Below are 20,623 nucleotides of genomic sequence, written 5' to 3' on the forward strand. Positions count from 1 at the left end.
TAATTTTATTTAGCTAATGAATACTGATACCGTACTTCAGCAAGCGGCTGTTGCATAATGGCAAACCAATCAAGTGACGAAAGATCACTTGCTTCTTTCCCCCGCTGGTAAGCGTTGCGGAACGATGAATAGTACTCGGGCATTGTGACCAACCCATAGATCACTGTTGCCAACACCGGAAAAGAAACTCTTCCATTTGCCAACATAAAAAACTGCAGGCTCACCTCGCCTTCGTCGGTAAAAGGATAATCAAGTACAACGTGTTTTATATCATGTCGCTCATAATATGGAAGCAATCGAATACTATGCGCATTAAGCAGTTGCCACAATTCATTGCCCACTGTTTCAAACGGCAATGCACTGAGTTGCTCCATACTGTAAGGGAATTTCTTTTTCCTTCTTACAATCTTTAAGACAGGTAACGCAACTGTATGCGTAAGTAACACAAGTATATTGCTGCGAAGTTTTTTTAATAACTGTATCATAACGCTGATGAATTGTCGTTGATCGTTTCGTTTGCTGTTTCTTTCTTCCCTTCACCATACCAATCGATCTTACGTGAGTAATACATCACAATCGCAAGCAGGATGAATAAACCAATACTTCCAAACAGTAACGCTCCATCCTGTAACTGAATAAGAATATAAATAAAGCCGTACAACGATGAGAGAAATACCAGCAACGCAATTGCGATAGCTGCTTGTTTAAAGATGCTGTAAGTGTAAGATGTGATGAGACCAATAGTTGCAACTGAAGCGATCAGGTAAGCAATATTAAAACCTGTGTATTCGGAAAGAGACAACAGCAAAGTATAAAAAATACAAAGCGCCAATCCAACCAATACATATTGTAACGGATGTACACTTCTCTTTTTCAATGTTTCAATAAAAAAGTAAAGGAAAAACGTAAGTGCTATAAAAAGCAACGCATACTTTACTGTACGCAATGTTTTGCTGTACGAATCAACACCTTGTAATAATTCTACACCAAACGCAAACCCATCAATATTCTGTTTTCCTTCCTTCCACAGCTGCGGAATATCACGGGTGAAATGAAGAATATTCCAACTGGCTGTAAATCCTTTGTCAGTAACCGTATGTTGAGTTGGTAAAAATTTACCGTCAAACGAAGGATCAGGCCAGGTTGATCTTAATTTTACATTGGTTTGTTTACCAAGTGGTGTAAAGTAAAGACGCTCGGAACCTTTCAATTTCAATTTGAGTTCATACGACTGTGCTGAATCTTTTAATGCCATAGCATTTTTCAATAAACTGCTCACACCTGAACCTGCAATATCTGTTGGCGGAAAACCGGGATCCATTTCTGATGATACAGCATTCCAGTTCAATGATAACGCTTCTGCAATCCCTCTGTTATCGGATATGCCCAAACAAAGCCGCACTTCATTCCACAAAACATCTGAAGGATCAATACCCACCTGCGAAAGTTCTATCGGAAGAAATTTCCCACTGATCGTTAAGTCCGATTTATAAAGAATGATCTTGAAAATACTTCTGCTGCGTTCTTCGGGAATCAATTCGCCATTGATGTTTTCTGATTCAGGGAGGTAATGCATCATTCGCTTTATCATCATCACTTTGCCTTTATCATCCACAAACTTTTCCTGGTAGGGGATCATTAAAAAAGGACCGCTCACCGTTTGTGCCGATGCCCATTTAGAACTCACCTCAGCGATCACTTCACGTTGCCTGTCTTGCCGCTCCCGCACCAACTCCATTATAAAAGCAGTTGGTATCAATAATACCAGAATAAGAAAGCCAACAAGAATGGATTTAATAAAGATGCCATACCGTTGCCAGAAAGAGGCTTGTTGTGTGTCCATTGTATTTATTTTAAAAGCACTTTGAATTTCAAAGTTTATGTATAAAAAAATTACTTCCCCATTTGTTTGATCATTTGCTCCAGGGCGTCAAGGTGTAATCTGAATGCTTTTTCACCTGCTTTTGTAACTGCATAAGTTGTGTTTGTCTTGCGTCCCACAAATCCTTTGTTCACTTTTACATACCCGTTTTCTTCCAGTGCCTTCAGGTGGGATGCAAGATTTCCATCAGTTACATTGATCAGTTCTTTCAGTTCATTAAAACTTACCTGTGCATTTACCATCAATGCACTCATTACGCCTAACCTTACCCGGCTGTCGAACACCTTTTGTAACTGTTCTATCGGATTCTTCATACTTTCTTCTCCATTTGCATGGGCTGTCGTTCATATTTATTCCACATCACTATTCCATATATAATGTGTAACAGTCCAAAACCTGCGGCCCAAAAATAAAGTCCATAGCCCGGAAACCAACAATTAATTACTCCCAATGAAGTGATCACATAACCAAGAAAACGGATTTCTCCAAATGTATACTTTGCACCATTAATAAGCGCTATGCCATAAAAGATCAAACAACCAGGAGCAATTAAACCATAAACTCCAGCTTCGATCAGTTTCAAAAGAAATAAACCACCTGCTACCAATGGCACTGCAATATTCCAGATCATTCTTTTTGCTGTTGATCCCCAAACAGGTACACCTTGTCGTTTACTTCTGATATAGGTAAAGAATACAGCCAGCACAATTGCCGAAAGCAACGTGAACAATGCAATATAAAATAACCGGCTGCCCATGAATGAATACAACATACCAACTCCATCATTGGTATAGCCATCTGCTATCAATCCGCCTTTTCGTACTCCTGCACCACCCGATTTTTCGATCACATCATAAGCAAACCAGGCACCAGTTAATGCACACAAACCTGCAGCAATACCACTTAAGCCACTAAGACTGATAAAGCGACTGCTGCGGTCCATCATATTACGGATGTCCTGGATAGTTTCAAGCGTTTGATTCTGGCTATTCATAAAAGCACTTTGAATTGCAAAGTAAATGATTTTTCATCTATTCTTCAAACTATCCTTTGCTCTTTTTAACAGAAAGTTTTAGAAAACAATTGGCTATCGTAAAAACCCTGACAGGATGAGCGACTTGGATTCACTATTTTTATCGTTCCAAACAATCGCATTAACCGGATGAAGTATATCGTTTCTCTTGTGCTGAGTATCGTTTGCATCTTAACCATGACGGCGCAAACAAAAGTTGTTTCCGGTATCATTAAAGATTCGCACTCTGATGAGCCTATTCCCTTCGCATCTGTGCAGTTGAAAAATACAACAATTGGTAAGCTGAGTGATTCGGCAGGTTTATTTTCATTAAACCTCACTTCAATTTCAGCAACCGATTCCCTGCTCATTAGTTATGTTGGTTATAACAGCATGACCATTGCTTTACCTGCTACATCAAAAGACAGCATTTTCTTAACGATTCAACTTGAACGTGGCAGTGCAGGAAAAGAAGTGGTGGTGAAATCGAAATACGGAAGAGGGTGGATCCTTTGGCGAAAAGTGGTGCGCCAAAAACCTGTGAACGACCGTTACCGTTTCGAAAACTTTGGTTACGAATTATACAACAAGCTCGAACTTGATATTAACCGTTTCAATAAAGATAAGTTTAAGAATATTGGTCCGCTCAAGCCTTTTGGTTTTATACTTGATCAAACAGTTGACAGTACCAGTGAAGACAAGCCTTTTCTGCCGATCTTTCTCACAGAAACGATTTCGAATTACTATTATCAGAAATCACCCCTAAGAAGAAGAGAAGAGATCAAAGCCAGTCGAACATCGGGTGTAGATAATGAAAGTGTACAGAAATTATTGGGCGGTATGGATCAGAACATCAACGTGTACAATAACTACATACCGATTTTTGATAAACGTTTCATCAGTCCCATCAGCGATAATGGTGATGCATTTTATAGTTATCGTGTGCCGGATACACAATATGTAGCAGGTAAACGCTTCTTTCATCTGGTGTTTACACCAAAGCGAAAAGGAGAAAATACATTTGAAGGCGATTGCTGGATACATGACACAACATTTGCTGTGCAGAAAATGAACCTCCGTTTATCAAAAGAAGCAAATGTGAATTATGTAGAAAAACTGAGTATTGTGCAGGAGTACAAATTCGTGAACGATTCAATTTGGTTTTTGCTGAAGGATAAATTTATTATTGATGTGGCACCAATTGGCAAACAGAAGTTTGGTGTAACGGGACGGAAAACGACTACCTATAAAAATGTGCTCATCAATTCGGGTATAGTGTGGGAGCAGTTGCAGAAGAATAAAAAGCTGGAAGAAACAATACTACTTGCAGGATCAACACAACAACCGGAAACTTATTGGAAGGAGTCACGGCACGAAGAGCTTGCAAAAAATGAAAAGGCTATTTACAGCATGATCGATACGTTGCAGAAGATGCCGCTCTTTAAACGATATAGTGAGATTGCAACATTTCTTGCAACTGGTTACAAAGCATTCGGAAGTTTTGAATATGGCCCTTGGTTCAATGTTATGAGTTCAAATGTGGTGGAAGGTTTCCGCACAAGGTTGGATCTGGGAACCAGTACCAACTTCAGCAAAACGTGGTGGTTGCGTGGATATCTTGCTTATGGATTTACTGATAAGAAGTTCAAGGGACGGGCAGAGATCACACATCTTTTCAAGCGTGATCCACGTGTTCGCATGTATCTGTCATACACAAATGATTATGATAACGGACAACGCTATTATGATGAAGTGGGAACCGATAACGTATTTACTTTAGCCGCACGTAAATCGCAAGTGCCTATTAAATTCCTTCGTGTGGAACAACAACGCATTGAATTCTCGAAAGAAACACATGCCGGTTTTACATTTGAAGTTTCTGCTACACGTAAAAAATTCAATCCGATTCGTTCGTTACCCAGTAAATCAATTTACCCAGATGGGGTTGGTGAGGCCTTGAATAATTCAGAGGTCGGTTTTCGTATCCGCTATGCCTATCTGGAACGTTTCCTCGAAGGAACATTTTTAAGATCCAGTTTGGGTAGTCCCTATCCAATTGCTGAAATTAAATATGCAAGAGGATTTCCCGGTTTCTTGAAAAGCAATTATCAATACCATCGTTTAACAGCATCAGTACACGATTATTTCAAGATTGCTAACCTTGGTGAGCTTTACTACAATGTGTACGGTGGTAAAATTTATGGTACACTTCCGTTTCCGTTATTAGAAATCCATCCCGGTAATGAGATTTTCTATTACAACAAATATGCGTTCAACCTAATGAACAGGTTCGAATACCTGAGTGATGAATATGCAGGTGTAAACGTTGAACATAATATTGGCAATGGCATGTTCCGTTTGCTTGGACCAACACGTAAACTGAAGCTTCGCCAGTTCTGGACCGCAAAAGTTTTATGGGGAAGTTTGAGTGATGCCAACCGGAATTTTAACCAGGTGGGCGCAGTGTTTGATCGTGGTCACCAGTTTCAATCGCTTAATGGAAAAACCTACATGGAAGTAGGCACTGGTGTTGATAATATTTTCCGTGTGTTGAGGTTTGATTTTATCTGGCGTTTATCTCCACAACCATTGCCGCAGGAGCGCTATAAACGATTTGGCATTTTTGGAAGTTTCAGGTTGCAGTTTTAATTGTTACCACAAAGACACGAAGCACAAAGAAAAACTACAGTTCGTTCAAACAATCAATAATCATTTTACAAGCTTTTGTAATTTCGTCTTCAGTGATAGTAAGTGGAGGCGCAATCCTCAAACAATTAGAGGCAAATAAAAACCAATCGGTCAACACGCCTTTTTCAATACAGGCATCAATTACTTTTTTGTTTGTTTCAAAACTATCAAACACAACAGCCATCATCAAACCTCTTGAACGCACGGCTTCAATTTTTGGATGATGCAGCAACGTGCGGAAAAGAATTTCTTTTTCAGCAACGCCTTTCACTAACTCTTCTTCCAGCAATACATTCATGGCGGCCATACCTGCTGCACAGCAAACCGGGTGACCACCAAACGTAGTAATATGCCCCAGCACAGGGTTCTCTGTAAACTTCCACATTAATTCATGACTGGCAACAAATGCACCCAATGGCATTCCACCTCCTAATGCTTTCCCTAATAATAAAATATCGGGCACTACATCAAATTGTTCAAAAGCCCACATTGAACCATTTCGGCCAAAGCCACATTGTATTTCATCTAATATCAACAAGGTACCTGTTTCGGTACAACGCTTTCGCAAAGCAGTGATCCATTCTTTCAACGGTGCATTTATACCTGCTTCAGCTTGTACGGTTTCAGCAATTACGCAAGCTGTATTACTTCCTATCAACTCCAATGCTTCAAACGAATTATAATCTGCATGATGCACTCCCGGCAATAAAGGACGAAATGAATTCCGCCAGTATTCATCGCCCATAACACTTAATGCACCTTGCGTACTACCATGATAACTGTTATTAAATGCTACGATCTCTGTTCTGCCTGTCACACGTTTGACCAGCTTCATCGCTCCTTCTGTTGCTTCAGTTCCGGAATTGGTGAAGAAAACTGAGTTAAGCGATGCAGGTAAATGATCTGTCAGCAGCTTTGCATACTGCACCTGTGGACTTTCAATAAACTCCCCATAAACCAACAAATGCATGTACTGATCAACCTGCTGTTTGATGGCCTCCACCACTTTGGGGTGGCGATGCCCCACATTACAAACGCTGATGCCTGCAATGAGATCGATGTATTCTTTTCCCCCGGCATCCCACAAACGACTTCCCTCGGCCTTTATAATTTCCAGTGCCAGCGGTGCGGGTGAAGTTTGTGCGACATGTTTTAAAAATAGTTCCCGTTGATTCATATTGTGTTGTGCTGCAAATGTCGGTAAATAGTTGGTTGGCCTCAAATTGATGGTTTTATAAACCGGCATCATTGCTACTGCGTTATCTCCGTATTCAAGTTGAGTAAACCGGGAATAATATGGCCTTTATGGGCAGAAGAGGTTAAAAAACGGATAATTACTTTAAAAAACAGAGCAAACATTATGTACCCTCAGAAAACATTACGAAATTTACAGACGAACTAAAACCACATTCCGTATGCCCGTAATTCTTCCCGTAGAAGGCGTTTTTCCACAATTTGGCGACGATTGCTTTATTGCTCCTAATGCTACCATCGTAGGCGATGTAGTAATGGGTAATGAATGCAGTGTATGGTTCAATGCGGTTGTTCGTGGAGATGTAAACAGCATCAGGCTGGGCAACAAGGTGAACGTACAGGACGGAGCTGTGTTACATGCTACGTACCAAAAGACGAAAACCATTGTTGGAAATAATGTAAGCATCGGGCATAATGCACTTGTTCATGGTTGCACGGTACATGATAATGTGTTGATCGGGATGGGGGCTATTGTAATGGATAATGCCATTATCAACAGCAATTCCATTATTGCGGCAGGTGCTGTAGTGTTGGAAGGAACGGTAGTGGAAGCCGGAAGTATTTATGCAGGTGTTCCTGCTAAAAAAGTAAAAGACATCAGCCAGGAACTGATACATGGTGAGATCAACCGGATCGCTAATAATTATATCAAGTATTCCGGGTGGTTTAAAGATGCCTTAACAGAAAATAACTGATTACGGTACGAACATTGTCAGTATCCAAATGTTAAACAAGAATAATTATATGAAACAGATCACCAAAGCAGCGCTTGTCGTATTATTACTGTCTTTTATGACAAGTTGCAATGTGTTTAAACGAACACCCAAAGAAGGATGTCCAACTAATGGCAAGAATGTTGGGGCCGAGAAGTTACTGAGCGGTGAAAAGGTGAAAAAAGCGAAACGATTTAACAGCTAAATAATATAAAGAGAACTAACCCCATTTATAACACCATAAATATTACCGCTATGAATCCAACATTACGCAACCATGTAGGATATAACGAGGCCGTCCTCGACGATGATGCCAGTTATGAAAAATTTCATCGCTGGGCGGATGTTATTGCCGATAAGTTAAAGATCTCCTTTACCAAGAAGCTTGATGATTTTGAAGCGCTGTATTGGGATTTCATTTACAAAGGCACTGCCCTTACACTCAGTTTCAACATTTTCAATGGTATTTCTGTTTTTCCATCACTGGAAGAAAAGAGTGAGCATTTTGAAAATGCGGCTATTGCAGAGTTGGTTGATGCGTTGAAGGATGCTGATCCGGGTGAAGCTTAAATCATAGGTTAACCCATATTGAAGTAACTATTAAGAAGCAGAGAAGATGAAATGCGGCTTAGTAGTTTTTTTTTGTCTCAATAGTTGCCAATATTCCACAATAGCTGATATAACGCAGGGGGTGAATTTCCTCTTTTGCCACTGCTGCTTTTACTGCACAGCCGGGTTCTTCCAAATGAAGACAGTTGTTGAATTGACAATCGTTGATGAGTACCCGCATTTCAGGAAAATAATGTGAAAGCTCCTGCCTGCTGATATCCACCAAACCAAATTCCTTTACACCGGGTGTGTCAATGATCTTGCCACCAAATGGCAGATCAAACATTTCTGCGAAGGTGGTAGTGTGCATCCCTTTTCCACTCCAGCCGCTTACTTCCTCGGTACGTAACAATAGATCAGGCATCAATGCATTGATGAATGTTGATTTACCTACACCAGAATGTCCGCTTAACAAGGTTACTTTATCTTTCAATGCGGTTTTGATATCATCAATTCCCAAACCGGTTTCCATGGAAGCAAGTATAACCTTATAGCCAACTGTTTCGTACATCTGTTTCCAGTCTTCAAACTGCGCCTGTTCTTTTTTCTTATAAACATCTGCTTTATTAAATACGATCACACTTGGAATATGATAGGCTTCCGATGCAATGAGAAACCGATCAATAAATCCCTGTGATGTTCGTGGCTCCTTTAATGTTGCGAACAACAAACTTTGATCGAGATTAGAAGCAATGATATGGTGATGGTGTTTGTTAGCCGGACTTTGCCGGTTGATGTAGTTTCGGCGATCTGCAATAGCGGTGATCATAACCGTTTGTTCCAGATCATTTTCCATTTCAACCTCTACTTCATCGCCCACAGAAATTGGATTGGTGGAAGTGAAGCCATCAATTTTGAATTTCCCTTTGATACGTGCCTGTACGATCTTTCCTTCTTCTGTTTTGGCAACATACCAACTACCTGTCGATTTATAAATGAGGGCTTTCATGCAATGCAAAGAAAAGTGATTATTTGCCACTAAGACGCAAAGTCGCTAAGAAACACGAAGGATAAATGTTGTTTGTGAAGGATAGAATATGTTCTTGTAAAGCTCCTGTATTCCGTGCCTCCGCGGCATATCAAGGAAACTTCCGCAGCACTTTATAACGCAACCATGCTTCAATTAATAACAGCACAACAACTGCAATTGCAAATGGATAGAATTCTTCTTTGTACCGGGAGAATGTACTTGTTTCAATTTTCGATTTCTCTAACTTATCAATATCTGCGTAAATCTGGCTGAGACTTTCGTTATCCTTTGCACGGAAGTAACTGCCCCCTGTTTCATTGGCAATTTCACGAAGCAGTTTTTCATCAATATTTACTTTTTCCATGGTCCGTACAACACCGCCAGTTGTCTGCTGTGGTAAAGCTGCAAAGCCTTCCGTACCCATACCAATGGTGTACACTTTCACCTGGTATGCTTTGGCAATTTCTTTGGCGGTACTTGGGGGAATCAATCCGCCGTTATTCTCACCATCGGTTAACAAAATCACCACTTTACTTTTCGACTCACTTGTTTTTAATCGCTCCACACTTGTAGACAACCCTGATCCGATAGCCGTACCATCCTGCAAAATTCCGCTCCGTACCGCATAGATCTGACTTTTGAGTGCAGCATAATCAGTAGTTGGCGGACATTGTGTAAATGATTCGCCAGAGAAAATTACCAACCCAATACGATCTGTTTTTCTTGCATCAACAAAATCAGATGCTACCTTTTTCATTGCTTCCAACCTGTTTGGACTGAAATCTTCTGCCAGCATACTACCACTTACATCCATGCAAAGAATAATATCGATGCCCTCACCTTCTACACGTTCTTCACTGCTTCTTGTTTGCGGACGGGCAATAGCAACAATGAGCAATGCAAGTGAAAATAAACGAAGAACAAAAGGCAAATGACGTAGTACATTTTTTGAGCTTCCTGTTTTGCGATATATCCCTAATGATGAAACTGTAACTGATGAAGAGGATTTTTTATGACTGATGATATACCAAACGATCAACAGCGGCAACAATAAAAGTAACCACAACAGGTAAGGATATGCAAATACAATATGTTGATACCACTCGTTAAGCATCTGGTTTCAATTCTTTTTCTGATTGTTTGATGGTTGTTTCCATGCGTTCAATTGTTTGCAGGCATTCATCTTTTGGTGCAGCGAACTTTGCAAACTTTACAGCGTCGCCTAAGCGAAGTGTCTGTATGATGTTGATAAGCGTTTCATTCAATACATAAGGTTTCAACTGCATCGCAAGTTCATCCGTTGTTAAACTTGTAAATGGCTGCTGAAGTTTGCGTTCGTAATAACGCTTCACAGCAAGCGACAGATCTGATAAATTTTTCTTCTGTATAAGTTGTGTTTCCCATTCTTCGCCTTTCAATCTTTTTGTTGTGATGAGGAAATCTTCCAGTGGCGTATTTGCCGATTCTTCAATCACAGTACTGATCTTTTTCTTCTTCCATCTTCTGAATAAAATCATCAACCAGATCAACGCAAGAACAGCAGCCGCCGCCACCGCATAACCGATCCATGCTTCACCGGCATTTACATCAATGATGGGTTTTACATCGTTCAGCAACTGGTTACCTGTTGTATCGTATTCGATCAATATCTCCTTCAGAGGAAACGTCACCAGTTGCTCTTTTCCATTTACGTTTGAAGGGATAACAGCTGTTACGTTTTCAACAGCCCATAATCCACTGTCAAAACTGGTTACTGTAATCTCACGTTTCAGCAGATCGGTTGTATCAAATGCTACATATTCGAAATGAGGAATACTGTCAGGGAATTTCCAATGCACTTCTGCATTACGACTGATGGCTTTTAACTCAAACCTGAGCTTTACAGGTTCGCCAATAAATATCTTTTCTTTTGATGCTGTTACAACAGGAGTTACCTGGGCTATCACAGATAGACCCATCATCAAAAAATATACTATAATTAAAAATTCCCGTCTGATCATCTGCTCCTGTTAATGAAAAATTTCTGTAACACTTTTACATAGTCATCGCCTGCCCGCATGTGTAACAGATCTGCTCCCGAACGACGGAAGACATCTTTCACATGATCGTTATGCTTGTGAAAATCTTTTTCGTATTCAAACCGCACCAATGAACTTGATGTGTCGATCCAACGTTGCTCACCTGTTTCTGCATCAGCTACTTGTAATAATCCTGCATCGGGCAAACGCATATCAAGCTGATCGTAAATTTTAATACCGATCACATCATGTTTCTTGCAGGCAACACGCAACGCATCTTCATACCCCTTTCCTAAAAAATCACTGATGAGAAAGCAAATACTTTTTCTACGGCACACATTATTAAACATGCGGAATGCATCAATATAATTTGTTTGCTTTGATGCCGCATCATTACTCAGCATTTCACGTACAATATAAAGTGTATGTTGTTTTGCTTTTTTGGGTGCAATGAAACGTTGCACTTTATCACCAAACAAAATAGCGCCCACTTTATCATTGTTGTTTACTGCCGAAAAAGCAAGCACGGCTGCTAACTCCGTTACAAGATCTTTTTTTCGTTGAAGATGTGTACCAAAACTGATGCTTGCACTGTTATCAATTAAAAGGAATACACTTTGCTCACGTTCTTCTTCAAATACTTTACTATACGGATGTGCATAGCGTGCACTAACGTTCCAGTCAATAAAACGAATATCATCACCAGGCTGGTATTCACGTACTTCTTTATAACTCATCCCCTGTCCCTTAAACGCCGAATGATATTCACCAGTGAACATGTGATTGGTGAGCCGCTTGCTTTTGATTTCAAGTGCACGTACCTTCTTTAATATTTCTTCAGTAGTTAACAAAACCGTTATGGGTTATGGGTTAAGAGTTACGGTACTTTCACCGCATTCATTATCTGGCTGATGATCTCTTCTACTGAAATATTTTCTGCTTCTGCTTCGTAGGTTAAACCGATACGATGGCGCAACACATCAGCAGCAATGGTACGTACATCTTCAGGCAACACATATCCACGTTTGTTGAGGAATGCAACTGACTTAGATGCAAGAGCCATATTAATAGAAGCTCTTGGTGAACCACCGTAAGCGATCAATGGTTTCAGGCTGCTTAAACCAACCTGATCAGGCTTGCGTGTTGCAAATACGATGTCAAGAATATAATTCTCAATTTTTTCATCCATGTAAATGGTGCGTGCAAGATCACGTGCTTCAGTTACTTCACGAATTGATACGACAGGGTTGATAACCGGCGAAGCGATCTGTTGGGTGTTCTGTCGAATGATCAATTGTTCTTGTTCTTTTGTTGGATAATTAACCACCACCTTCAACATAAAACGATCTTGCTGTGCTTCAGGTAACGGATAAGTTCCTTCCTGTTCCAACGGGTTTTGTGTTGCCAGCACAAGGAAAGGTTCTTCCAGTTTGTATGTATGTTCACCAATTGTTACTTGGCGTTCCTGCATCGCTTCTAGCAAAGCACTCTGCACTTTTGCAGGGGCACGGTTAATTTCATCGGCCAACACAAAATTGGCGAAGATGGGGCCACGACGCACAAAGAATTCATTCTTCTGCTGGTTATAGATCATAGTGCCAATTACATCGGCTGGTAACATATCGGGTGTAAACTGGATACGGCTGAATTTTGCGTTGATGGCCTGGGAAAGGGTTTTAATTGCCAACGTTTTTGCAAGACCAGGCACACCTTCCAATAAAATGTGGCCATTACCCAACAGGCCAATCAATAAACGATCGACCATATATTGTTGTCCTACCAATACTTTTCCAACTTCTGCACGTAGCCGGTCGAGAAAACCTCCGGCATATTCAATTCTTTCATTCAGGACCTTGATGTCTTCTGCGGTTTTTAACATGTAATCTCGGTTTAGGTTGTGAAAATACAATGCCGTTTGCTTAAGCGAAAATCATTTTATAAACGGCTGCATCTTAAAATCATTTCCCAACACGCAAAAAGAAGGCCGAATTCTAAAAAAATGAGAGGGAATAGATGGCATGCTAAACAAAGCGTGTTTCTACTTGCAGTGATTACAACAACAATGCACGAACTACTATCTTTGCGCCCTATGGATGCAGCGAATGATCTCTTTGTAAGGTGGATGAACCTTGAACAGAAAATGGTGGAACGTTTTGGAAAAAAACCCGACCTGGAAGCAATTTTGTTCCTGATCGGCGTACAGGAGTTTGGTGAACTAAAAGAAAAATATACCAAGGAGCAAAAGCAGGACCTGATGCACGTGGCTGTTTGTTCCCTCCTGTCGCAAAGCGGATATTTTGAGTTTGATGACTACGATAAAGATGGATGGCCACATTTCAGGCAACTGAAAGCCATGCCCAGCATGGATATGCGTGAGCAGGAGAATTTTATCAAGGATCATGTACTACTCTACTTTGAACAAAAAGGATTCTAAATGAGACTATTTGTTTTATTGATTTGTTTTCTTCTTTTAGTTGCGGATGCGGGTGCCCGTAACCGTAAGGTGAAAATTATTACAACCAAAGGAACCATTGTTGTTCAGTTGAGTGATAAAACGCCCAAACACCGTAACAACTTCATCAAACTTGTAAAGCAGCGTTATTATGACGGCATCCTGTTTCATCGTGTTATCAAAGAATTTATGATCCAGGCTGGTGATGATTCTACAAAGCAATCCATTCCCGGCAAACGTTATGGTAGTGGAGGATTGAAAAATAAAATACCTGCTGAATTTGATACGTCCCTGTTTCATAAACGAGGAGTACTTGCTGCAGCACGTGATAATAATCCTGAAAAAGCCAGCAGTGGCAGTCATTTTTATCTTGTGCAGGGAAAAATTCATACCGACAGTTCATTAAACGACATAGAAGAAAAAAGATTAGGCGGACGAAAACTTCCGCTGAACCACCGGGAAGTTTATAAACAAATTGGTGGCAGCCCGCATCTCGACCAGAACTATACTGTGTTTGGTGAAGTAGTGAAAGGTATTGAGGTTGTGGATACGATTGCACAGGCAGAGCGTGATCAATTCGACAGGCCAAAGGAAGATATCCGCATTATTAAAATGAAACTGAAGAAGAAATTTTTATTTTTCTGATTGCAGGAAAACAATCAATTTAGCAGCGTTTAAAAACAACTACATCATGAATTTTCCAGAGAATCTCCGCTACACAAAAGACCACGAATGGATCAGCTTAGAAGGCAATGTTGCAACAATTGGTATTACTGATTTTGCACAGCGTGAATTAGGCGATATTGTTTATGTTGACATCAATACTGTCGGAAAAACACTAAACGCTGAAGAAGTTTTTGGTACAGTGGAAGCTGTAAAAACCGTAAGTGATTTGTTTTTACCAATCGCCGGTACTATTGCTGAAGTTAACAGCGCTTTGAATGATAAACCAGAAGCTGTAAACAACGATCCGTATGGTGAAGGTTGGATGGTAAAGGTTACAGTAACCAATCCTGCAGATATTGAGGCTTTGATGGATGCTGCTGCATATGGTGCACTGGTTGCATAATGAAACAACAACTCCGGAAATATCTTTATACAAAATGGCCGGCCATTATTTGGTCGGTCATTATTTTTTTATTGCTGGTGATGCCACCCATTAACATCGACCAAGAAAAACCAATTACGTTTTCCGGGCTTGATAAGGCCATTCATTTTCTTCTGTTTGGAATAATGCTGTGGTTGTGGGGTTACTACCAAAAAACAGTTTCTTCAGCAAGAAAAAATCCTGTTCTTCAATTATTCTTCATCACCATCGTTGTGATCGCATATGGTATTGCAATGGAATATGTGCAGGATTGGGTAGGTCGTGATTTTGATGTGTGGGATATGGTAGCCGATGCTGCAGGTGCAATAACTGCTTTCTTCATACTGTTAGTACAAAAAGAAGACCCCGGTGGAAACCGGGGTCGAAACCAAAACTAACTGCTTATGAGAAAAATTTAAATTCAGATTTGTTACACAAAGTTCGGTCAATCACTCAATCCAAACTGTCAGCTACTTGTTAATATTTCCTGAAACGTTTTGTTTTTAAAACGGGTCCCGGTAGAAACCGGGACCGTTAACCAAAACTAACTGCTTATGAGAAAATTGACTGCTTTAAAGATCTTGTACATTTAAGACGCTAACTGCATTCCAAAGTTTGCTTTCCATCTGTTAAAAAATCCTAAAAGGATTTATCAGCGTCTCAATGCTATATCCCATATTCCGAAAACCATGCCAATTGGTTAAATGAAAGATTTATTAACGAATTGAACAGACAAATCGCCCTGTTCAAATAGAGTAGAAATCATTCATTAAAAGTGCGTTATCGGGCAAACAGTCCTTTTACCAGGTCCATCATTCCTCCACCAGCTCCCTGTTGCTGCTGTTGGGCTGCTCCGCCTTTTACCATATTAATAATGTCGTTCATATCGGTATCACCATCTCCATCCCTGTCCAATCCTCCTTGGGTAACACGGCTTAACATGCCCTGAAGATCGAGGCTGCTTGTTTTTCCGCCTGTCAGTGAATTGAAAATGCCTTGCAGATCGAAACTGTTATCGCCGGGATCATTTGTTTTTGAAATAAACTTCTGCAAAACACTAGGCAACAAGCTGTTCACAATACCGCCCGCCTGCCCCTGATTCAGATTAAATTTCTCCATCAACGATTGAACTGCATTGCCAGAAAGCTGATTGGCCAGGGGGTTGCTCTGTAAATCGCCACCTCTACCGCCCAATAAGCTGAGTACGTCATTAAACTGTCCGCCTGCCAATGCCTGTTGCAACCCTCCGGAAATATTACTTGTTACTTCTGCTATTGCTTCATCGTTTCTTTCATTGGGAATATCTGGGTTTTGAATGATTGACGAGCCTGCCTGTTCTTTTACAAGGTTGAAAAGTTGTTCTAACATAGTTATTTGCTTTAGTAGATAAGAGTATCAAATTACATGAAAAGAAAATTGAATGCAAGCAATCTATGTAATTTTTTTCTTATGTTTAGTTCCACTTAGAAAACAAAAGACCCGGATACTCTCCGGGTCTTTATTTATAGTAATTAAGTTAGCTGGTTAACGAACTTTATTTGCAATAAGCTTCGCATCATCCTGCATGGTGTTGCAACCGGAGTAAGCAGTGCCTACCCACCATTTACCTACCGGCTGGTAATAAGAAACACCCATGATTGGTGCTTCACCATTACCACCGGGATTGTAATCAGCAACGAAATTGCAGTTGTCATCATACTTTGTCTGGTGATTTAAACCCAGTGTATGCCCAGCTTCATGCGAAGCAGCTTCCCAATTATATTTCTGGTTATAGCCAAGTGCTTTTGAGAATACAAAAGCAGGAATATCCATGCCCCAACTAATGGTATTTAAATAAGCAACGCCACCGGCACCGCCATACCATGAATTGTTTTCTGTAATGATCACACGTTGGCGTTTTGCAGCACTCGCTGCAAAGTAAACCGTTGAGTCAGTTGTTACAACAATCGTAGGAAAAACAGAATAATCATTCTTTACTTCGGTTAGAATATTTGCAATCTCTGTACTTGAAAAGCCAGATGGTGTGCATTCAATTGTTCTGCCACCGTTCCAATATGGAGTTGTTACGGTTTGGCCATCAAAATCAAGAAAAATAACCCATGATGAAGTTGAAACGGGTGTTGTTGGATTTGTAGTGATGCTGTTGTTATCACAAGCATCGCCAGTACCATCGTTGTCAGCATCAAGCTGATCAGGATTGTAGGTTGAAGGGCAGTTATCTGACGCATCAGCAATTCCATCTCTATCCCTGTCTCTGCCTTTGGCAGTTACATTTGTTTCAGAGAGATCACCTCTTCTTACGTTGTTGTAATTCCCTTTCAGAAAATCACAGGTTTCAATTTTTTTTGATGCTGATTGCTGGTTGAGTAACTCAGTTGTTTCAGTTTGAACGCTGTCTTCTTTTTGACAAGCTGCTGCAGAGAATAGCAGCAAAGAATAGAAAAGTACCCTTTTCATAGAGATTTGGATTTTATTGGATTTTAAAAAATTGGTTGTTTTCTCAGCAGGCAAGCTTCTCTTCCCTGCTTCGTAAGTTTATATTAAGTTTTATTGATTCAGAAAACATAATGCCAAAACTGAAAGTTTATTTCATTTCAGGCCATAATAGTGAGGATTATGACTTCTTCAGCTATGCCGCTTGTTTGTTGGCTTCAAAAGTAACATCATCCCTACCTCTCTTTCTCCAAAGAGCATGTAAAGAAACCTATTCTTTTTCACCCGAATTATCGAGCAAAGAAGGATTCGTCTGTAGTTTGAAATTGATACCCCAATAGGGTTTACTATTACTGCAGCGTTAGTTTTTCCGCATTTTCAGCAAACTGAAGTGCATCAATGAGCTCTTCAATTTCGCCATTAAGTACAGCATCCAGGTTATAAAGTGTAAGCCCGATTCGGTGATCGGTTACACGTCCCTGCGGATAATTATAGGTCCTGATCTTGGCGCTTCTGTCACCCGTACTCACCAAACTCTTACGCTGACGGGCAATTTCTTCTTCATGTTTACGCACCTGCTCTTCATACAAACGTGTGCGCATCATTTGCATCGCTTTTTCACGGTTGGCCAACTGTGTACGTTCTGTTTGACAAATCACCACTGTACCGGTTGGAATATGCGTAAGCATTACTTTGGTTTCTACTTTGTTTACGTTCTGTCCACCGGCACCACCACTTCGTGATGTTTCCATTTTCACATCACTTTCCCGTAATTCAAAATCAATTTCCTCTGCCTCCGGCATCACCGCTACGGTAGCAGCACTTGTGTGAACACGGCCGCTAGTTTCAGTAGCTGGTACACGTTGTACACGGTGTACTCCACTCTCGAATTTCAACGTGCCATATACTTCATCACCCGTAACTTCTAATTGTACTTCTTTATATCCACCAACTGTTCCTTCGCTTTCGCTGAGAATCGTTGTTTTCCAACCACGGCGTTCGCAATATTTAGTATACATCCTCAACAGATCACCTGCAAATAAACTGGCTTCATCACCACCTGTGCCTGCACGAACTTCAAGAATGGCGTTCTTATCGTCTTGCGGATCTTTTGGAATTAGTAATTGTCGTATGTGCTTTTCCAGTTCATCTTTTTTTTCTTCCAGCATGGGCAATTCTTCTTTTGCCATTTCACGCAACTCTTCATCACTACCATTCAATGCCTCTTTATAGCTCTGCAAATCGGACAGAACCGAAAGATATTCTTTACGTGATTGCACCAGCTTTTCCAGGCTACGGTACTCCTTGCTCAACGCCGAAAATTGTTTGTTGTTGGCAACAACTTCAGGATTGGTCAATGCCACACCAACTTCATCAAACCTTGCCTGGATAGCTTCTAATTTATCTAACATAAATAACTGTGTTCCTGAAAGGGAATTGTTTAGTCTTAAATTTGAGCGGCAAATTTAAATGAATTAACGCATGCGCTACAGGAAATTAAGAGCAGACAGGTTGTTTGATGGATACAGGTTCAGAAACGATGATGATGTATTGGTTACAGATGAAGAAGGCGTTGTACTTGATATCGTAGCTTTTGCTGATGCCGGTGCTGATGTTGAACAATTGAAAGGGATTCTTTCGCCAGGGTTGATCAACTGCCACTGCCACTTGGAATTAAGTCATTTAAAAAATGTGATTCCACCACATACCGGTTTGATCGATTTCTTGTGTTCTGTAGTAACAAAGCGTGGTTTTGAAGCTGATATCGTTGCAGCTGCTATTGCAGAAGCCGAAAAAGAAATGTTTAAAAACGGAACAGTTGCCGTGGGAGATATTGGCAATACGGCCGATACAGCATTTACAAAAAGCAAAAGCAAGATCCGCTGGCAGAATTTTGTGGAAGTATTGGGTTTTTATGATGCGAAAGCTGAAGAAAACATCAATAATTATCAGGTAATAGCAAACGAGTTGAATACGGTACTTCGTACTTCCAACTTCGTACATCGTACTTCTCTTGTTCCGCATGCGCCATACAGTGTATCTGCAAAAACATTTCAGTTGATCAATGAAGCAACGGCCGGACAGATCATTTCAATTCACAACCAGGAAAATCCCGAAGAAGACGAATTGTATATAACGGGTGGTGGAGATTTTTTAAAACTTTTTCGTGTATTTGGTATTGATGCTTCACCTTTTCCTGTAACAGGAAAAAGCAGTATCAGTTCTTATTTACCTTTTTTCAATAATGGCCAAACAATTTTCCTGGTGCATAATACATTCATGCCCGAAGAAGATATTGTTTGGGCAAATGAATATGCAACGACCCAAGGATTAAAACTTGTGTACTGTTTATGCCCAAATGCAAACTTATATATAGAAAATCAAGTGCCACCTGTTTCATTATTTCAACAGCACAATTGTGAATTAGTGTTGGGTACTGACAGCTACAGCAGCAACTGGCAGTTAAGTATTGCAAAAGAGATACAAGCCTTACTGCAGCATACAGCTGTATCAACTGAACAGGCTTTGCAGATGGCAACAATCAATGGTGCGAAAGCTTTACAATGGGATAATGAATTAGGAAGTTTTGAAAAGGGGAAACAACCAGGTGTTGTTTTATTTGCAGAAGACTTCAGCAGTTCTGAAAGAATAGTATGATAACCTATCCCTTTTTCGTCAATCTCGACTACGCTCGATTGACTTACACCATCTCCTTCGACTACGCTCAGGACTACAACTCATCACTCATCATCACGGCTCCATGATCTGCTGTAATACCGGCAATGTTTTCATCTTCGAAAAATCGGGCATATGAAACATGTAATACACTTCTATTGCTTCAAGCAACTGACGGCGTTGCAGATAATTCATGGGGATTTCGGTTAACTCATTTGGCTGCATAGCTTTTAATAATTCGTTGATGAGTTTTGCAGATTCGCCTTCAATATAATAAACGTGTTGCGGATAATGCTCGGTAAAACTTCCTTCCTGCAGATCAAAAATGTTATATCGTTCTGCATCTTCGGTGTTCATCTGAAAACCGAAAAAATTGGTAAGGTGCAATGAAAAGTATAAAGGAAAATTAGCTGCAACAGCAGGCGAAGCCTTGTCTAACTGCATCAATGCTTCTTCAACAAAGTAAAAAAGATCAGGATTGTTCTCAGGTTGCTTTACACATTTCTGCAGCAACTCCATCATATACAGCAGCACACTGTTTTTAATTACATCAGCAAATAACTCTGTGTACAAATAACTCCAGCGAAATTCTTTGATGCGTTGCAGATTTTTAAGATCATGGTGATAAACGATGAGTTCAAGTATTGCGCCTGGTTGAAAGTAATTTGCTTTCGCAGTAACTTTTTTTGAACTGGCTCTCACCCCCTGTACAATGTAACTTTGTAATCCATACAACTCCGTATAGGCCGATACAATTAAACTTGTTTCGCCATATTTTACTGAACGTAAAATAACTGCCTTTGTTTTATGGAGTACATTGCTCAACGTT

The 20,623-nt window shown here is 40.3% G+C and carries 22 protein-coding genes and 1 pseudogene; 9 read left to right on the forward strand and 14 right to left on the reverse strand.

All coding sequences use genetic code 11. The features are described from left to right. Positions 1 to 5 precede the first annotated feature (5 nt). From H4075_RS18825 to H4075_RS18840, 4 genes are read right to left on the reverse strand one after another with little or no spacing between them, the layout of a single operon-like run. Positions 6 to 485: a Coq4 family protein gene (locus H4075_RS18825; protein WP_182802365.1), complete on the reverse strand. Its 480-nt coding sequence runs from the start codon at positions 483 to 485 to the stop codon at positions 6 to 8. Further along, a complete protein-coding gene (gene creD / locus H4075_RS18830) occupies positions 482 to 1,843 on the reverse strand; it encodes a cell envelope integrity protein CreD (RefSeq protein ID WP_182802366.1) in 1,362 nt (453 codons plus the stop codon). The genes H4075_RS18825 and creD overlap by 4 nt, the downstream gene beginning before the upstream one ends. A 50-nt stretch (positions 1,844 to 1,893) precedes the next feature. Then, complete coding sequence (locus H4075_RS18835) at positions 1,894 to 2,196, reverse strand: winged helix-turn-helix domain-containing protein (RefSeq protein ID WP_182802367.1); 303 nt, start codon at positions 2,194 to 2,196, stop codon at positions 1,894 to 1,896. Then, positions 2,193 to 2,876, reverse strand: a complete 684-nt coding sequence (locus H4075_RS18840; protein ID WP_182802368.1) for a hypothetical protein — start codon at positions 2,874 to 2,876, stop codon at positions 2,193 to 2,195. Before H4075_RS18840 ends, H4075_RS18835 begins: the two co-directional genes overlap by 4 nt. A gap of 168 nt (positions 2,877 to 3,044) precedes the next feature. Here H4075_RS18840 and H4075_RS18845 point away from each other — a divergent pair, with 168 nt between their 5' ends. Next, positions 3,045 to 5,543 (forward strand): DUF5686 and carboxypeptidase-like regulatory domain-containing protein, encoded by a 2,499-nt coding sequence (locus tag H4075_RS18845; protein ID WP_182802369.1) that lies wholly within the window; start codon positions 3,045 to 3,047, stop codon positions 5,541 to 5,543. A 34-nt stretch (positions 5,544 to 5,577) separates the two neighbouring features. Here H4075_RS18845 and H4075_RS18850 read toward each other — a convergent pair whose 3' ends face one another. Then, complete coding sequence (locus H4075_RS18850) at positions 5,578 to 6,831, reverse strand: aspartate aminotransferase family protein (RefSeq protein ID WP_255460235.1); 1,254 nt, start codon at positions 6,829 to 6,831, stop codon at positions 5,578 to 5,580. Between the two features lie 166 nt (positions 6,832 to 6,997). Here H4075_RS18850 and H4075_RS18855 point away from each other — a divergent pair, with 166 nt between their 5' ends. Genes H4075_RS18855 through H4075_RS18865 form a run of 3 tightly spaced genes read left to right on the forward strand, consistent with a single transcriptional unit; the run spans position 6,998 to position 8,119 of the window. After that, positions 6,998 to 7,531: a gamma carbonic anhydrase family protein gene (locus H4075_RS18855; protein WP_182802370.1), complete on the forward strand. Its 534-nt coding sequence runs from the start codon at positions 6,998 to 7,000 to the stop codon at positions 7,529 to 7,531. Between the two features lie 49 nt (positions 7,532 to 7,580). Then, positions 7,581 to 7,754 (forward strand): hypothetical protein, encoded by a 174-nt coding sequence (locus tag H4075_RS18860; protein ID WP_182802371.1) that lies wholly within the window; start codon positions 7,581 to 7,583, stop codon positions 7,752 to 7,754. 50 nt (positions 7,755 to 7,804) lie between these two features. Next, positions 7,805 to 8,119, forward strand: coding sequence for a hypothetical protein (locus H4075_RS18865; RefSeq protein WP_182802372.1), 315 nt, complete (start codon positions 7,805 to 7,807; stop codon positions 8,117 to 8,119). 58 nt (positions 8,120 to 8,177) lie between these two features. Here H4075_RS18865 and rsgA read toward each other — a convergent pair whose 3' ends face one another. The 5 genes from rsgA to H4075_RS18890 form a co-directional block, all read right to left on the reverse strand. Then, positions 8,178 to 9,107 carry a ribosome small subunit-dependent GTPase A gene (gene rsgA / locus H4075_RS18870; protein WP_182802373.1) on the reverse strand — a complete coding sequence of 310 codons (930 nt, stop codon included), beginning with the start codon at positions 9,105 to 9,107 and terminating at the stop codon, positions 8,178 to 8,180. A gap of 130 nt (positions 9,108 to 9,237) precedes the next feature. Then, positions 9,238 to 10,242: a vWA domain-containing protein gene (locus tag H4075_RS18875; RefSeq protein WP_182802374.1), complete on the reverse strand. Its 1,005-nt coding sequence runs from the start codon at positions 10,240 to 10,242 to the stop codon at positions 9,238 to 9,240. Beyond that, entirely contained in the window at positions 10,235 to 11,128 is an 894-nt protein-coding gene (locus tag H4075_RS18880; RefSeq protein ID WP_182802375.1) for a hypothetical protein, read from the reverse strand. Before H4075_RS18880 ends, H4075_RS18875 begins: the two co-directional genes overlap by 8 nt. Continuing rightward, a complete protein-coding gene (locus H4075_RS18885) occupies positions 11,125 to 11,997 on the reverse strand; it encodes a DUF58 domain-containing protein (protein WP_255460236.1) in 873 nt (290 codons plus the stop codon). The genes H4075_RS18880 and H4075_RS18885 overlap by 4 nt, the downstream gene beginning before the upstream one ends. Positions 11,998 to 12,023: 26 nt before the next feature. After that, positions 12,024 to 13,025: an AAA family ATPase gene (locus tag H4075_RS18890; protein WP_182802376.1), complete on the reverse strand. Its 1,002-nt coding sequence runs from the start codon at positions 13,023 to 13,025 to the stop codon at positions 12,024 to 12,026. 183 nt (positions 13,026 to 13,208) lie between these two features. Here H4075_RS18890 and H4075_RS18895 point away from each other — a divergent pair, with 183 nt between their 5' ends. Genes H4075_RS18895 through H4075_RS18910 form a run of 4 tightly spaced genes read left to right on the forward strand, consistent with a single transcriptional unit; the run spans position 13,209 to position 15,083 of the window. Then, positions 13,209 to 13,580 (forward strand): hypothetical protein, encoded by a 372-nt coding sequence (locus H4075_RS18895; protein WP_255460237.1) that lies wholly within the window; start codon positions 13,209 to 13,211, stop codon positions 13,578 to 13,580. Continuing rightward, positions 13,581 to 14,243 carry a peptidylprolyl isomerase gene (locus H4075_RS18900; RefSeq protein ID WP_182802377.1) on the forward strand — a complete coding sequence of 221 codons (663 nt, stop codon included), beginning with the start codon at positions 13,581 to 13,583 and terminating at the stop codon, positions 14,241 to 14,243. Between the two features lie 46 nt (positions 14,244 to 14,289). After that, complete coding sequence (gene gcvH, locus H4075_RS18905) at positions 14,290 to 14,667, forward strand: glycine cleavage system protein GcvH (RefSeq protein WP_182802378.1); 378 nt, start codon at positions 14,290 to 14,292, stop codon at positions 14,665 to 14,667. Then, positions 14,667 to 15,083 carry a VanZ family protein gene (locus H4075_RS18910; RefSeq protein ID WP_182802379.1) on the forward strand — a complete coding sequence of 139 codons (417 nt, stop codon included), beginning with the start codon at positions 14,667 to 14,669 and terminating at the stop codon, positions 15,081 to 15,083. The genes gcvH and H4075_RS18910 overlap by 1 nt, the downstream gene beginning before the upstream one ends. Before the next feature lie 382 nt (positions 15,084 to 15,465). On the opposite strand, the gene H4075_RS18915 is transcribed toward H4075_RS18910, so the two are convergent. The 3 genes and pseudogenes from H4075_RS18915 to prfA form a co-directional block, all read right to left on the reverse strand. Continuing rightward, the gene (locus H4075_RS18915) at positions 15,466 to 16,053 is read right to left on the reverse strand and encodes a DUF937 domain-containing protein (protein WP_182802380.1); all 588 of its coding nucleotides are present in this window, start codon (positions 16,051 to 16,053) and stop codon (positions 15,466 to 15,468) included. Between the two features lie 780 nt (positions 16,054 to 16,833). Then, a pseudogene (locus H4075_RS21765) lies at positions 16,834 to 16,938 on the reverse strand (thrombospondin type 3 repeat-containing protein); the annotation flags it as partial. A gap of 530 nt (positions 16,939 to 17,468) precedes the next feature. Next, a complete protein-coding gene (prfA, locus tag H4075_RS18925) occupies positions 17,469 to 18,530 on the reverse strand; it encodes a peptide chain release factor 1 (RefSeq protein WP_182802382.1) in 1,062 nt (353 codons plus the stop codon). Positions 18,531 to 18,600: 70 nt separating this feature from the next. On the opposite strand from prfA, the gene H4075_RS18930 reads away from it, so the two are divergent. Continuing rightward, positions 18,601 to 19,776: an amidohydrolase family protein gene (locus H4075_RS18930; protein ID WP_182802383.1), complete on the forward strand. Its 1,176-nt coding sequence runs from the start codon at positions 18,601 to 18,603 to the stop codon at positions 19,774 to 19,776. Positions 19,777 to 19,869: 93 nt separating this feature from the next. Here the strand turns inward: H4075_RS18930 and recO are convergent, their stop codons facing one another. After that, a complete protein-coding gene (recO, locus tag H4075_RS18935; RefSeq protein WP_182802384.1) occupies positions 19,870 to 20,619 on the reverse strand; it encodes a DNA repair protein RecO in 750 nt (249 codons plus the stop codon). Positions 20,620 to 20,623 lie beyond the last annotated feature (4 nt).

It is taken from the genome of Lacibacter sediminis (assembly GCF_014168535.1).
Taxonomy (GTDB): Bacteria; Bacteroidota; Bacteroidia; order Chitinophagales; family Chitinophagaceae; genus Lacibacter; species Lacibacter sediminis.